General features: G+C 66.0%; 2 protein-coding genes. Both read right to left on the reverse strand.

Going from position 1 to position 2,140, the window contains the following annotated elements; translation table 11 throughout:
- Window positions 1–626: hypothetical protein (locus A39O_RS32625; protein ID WP_040527497.1), on the reverse strand; the 626-nt coding region annotated here is incomplete at its 3' end.
- Window positions 627–656: 30 nt separating this feature from the next.
- Window positions 657–2,140, reverse strand: a 1,484-nt coding sequence (locus A39O_RS32630) for a fibronectin type III domain-containing protein (RefSeq protein ID WP_169338423.1), incomplete at its 5' end; no start/stop codon positions are given.

Raw genomic sequence — 2,140 nt, forward strand, 5'->3', positions numbered from 1 at the left:
CTCCCAAATAAATCAAACAGCCGCAGCACCACGCGCCGCGGCAAGGGCGCGCCGCCCTGGTGGGCGCGATCCTGCGGGTGGGTTGGAAACACGTAATACTCCGGGTGTTTGCGGCCACTCACGGCGAGCATAGTCGTATCCGCGGGGGCGTCAGCGTCAGCGGGCCAGATCAGGTGCCCGTCCACCCCGACCAACGGGAGCGCGGGCGCGCTGATCAAGGCGTCAGCGACCAACCAGGTGACGCTGCTGATGGTCAGCACGGACCCGCGCAACGGCTCGCCCGGTCGCACAATGACCGTAAATGCAATGCTGGAATCGCGCAGCGTCAGCCGATCCAGCGGTCCCAGCGCATAGGCGGCCGAATCCGCCGGCAGCGTCACCACCAGATCGCCGCTCTCCCACTGACCGAACTGCGCCCATTCGCGCTGGGCCTGCTGGCCGCTGAGTGCCACCCGACAGGCCACCGGATCACCCCAATAGGTGCCCAGCCCATGGCAGTGCGGGCAGGATGGCGACGCCCCGCCGGAGTGCGGATTGCGACACGGGCAGGCGAACGCCCGGCGCCAGTCCACGGTCTGGCCCAGATCGTTGAGCATCGCGTTGAAGGCGGCGGGGTCCAGGTGCATGACGCTGATTCTGCTGTCACGACTGGGCGGCTACCACAGTTTGTTGGGCTGCACATAGACCCAGCGCCCGCCGGGGATGCAGACATACAGATAGGTATCGTCCCAGGCGTGCTGCCCTTCGATGCAGGTCTCGCCGGGGGTCGTTGGCGCGACCGCGAACTGATATTGCCAGTCGAAGGCCTCGCCCGGCGCCCGGCGCAGGGTCAGCAACTCGGGCGGCGCCGGCGGCAGCGGTTCATGCGGGGTCACTGTAATGGTCGCTGCCGGGCCGGTATAACCAGCATTGCTGGCAGTCAGCGCCAAGGTGTAGGAGACGCTATTGACCAGATCGGGGATCGTTAGCGGGCTCTCGGTGCCCTGCACCACCATGCCGCCCGGGCTGACGGTCACCGCGTAACCAGTCAGCGCCACACCCCCGGTGTTGACCGGTGCCGTGAAGGCCAGCCGCGCCGACCGATCCAGCCCCAGCGCACTGAGCCCGGTCGGCAGGCCGGGCGGCCCCATCACGATCAGCGCCGCACTGGCCGGCGACCACGCCGAGTACCCCAAACCATTGCCGGCGCGCACCCGGAACTCGTAGCTCGCGCCCGTCTGCAGCCCAGTGGCCGTGGTCTTGGCGTAGTTCTGCAGGTTCTTGAGGAACTCGATGTAACTGATCGCGTAGTCCGTCCAGTCCGCCTCCCCGGCCAGGCGATACTGCAAGTCATAGTCGCCCACCACCGAGCCGGGCGGCTCCGGCCACTCCAGCGTCAAGCTGGTCACCGTGCCCGACACCAGCGTGGGCGCACTGGGCACCGCCGGCAGACTGGTCATATCGATCGCGCCGATATCTTCGCCGTCGAGCCCGCTATCGTTGAGCGCCAGATTCATCGGCGTGAAGGCCGCGCGCAGATAGTTCAGCGCCACCGGCACGTTGTACTGCGCGATGTAGACCTCGCCGAACACGTTCTCGTTGCGCTTCTTGAACTCGCTCAAGGCCCGCATCTCATCGCCTTCCGGCGTCCCTTGCAGATAGGCGTCCATCGTCAAGACGCGCGCGGACTTGTTCTTGAAATGCGGGTCGCCCTCTTGATCATGCAGCCCGAACCCCAGATCGGCCCCGGCCGTCTTGCCGGTGATCGTGATGGAGTAGTACGGCTCCAAGGTCCCGCCGGTGTCGTTCCACCACCAGGTGTAATCGGTCCAGTCGACGCTGTTGGGGAAGACCTGCCCGATCAGGTAGTCGTCGCTGGCCATGCCCATGACCGGGTTGTAACTCCACTCCGCCACGAGATTGTTGGCGATGGTGACGGACCCGCCGTGGTACGAGGTCTCACCCTCCCAGATGAAGATCCCGGAGATTGCCGCCGCGCCGCGCGTGTAGACCGTGTTGCGACGGACCGTCACCACGCTGGTGGCGCTGTCCAGATCAACCAGGTTGCGGTACGCATCATTGGTGGCAGACAGCCCCATGTTGATCGGCGTGCCGCCGCCCAAGAACAGATTTTGCGTGATCGTCGCGCTGCTGTGCCCCA

Origin of the sequence: Lamprocystis purpurea DSM 4197 (assembly GCF_000379525.1) — a bacterium.
Taxonomy (GTDB): Bacteria; Pseudomonadota; Gammaproteobacteria; order Chromatiales; family Chromatiaceae; genus Thiodictyon; species Thiodictyon purpureum.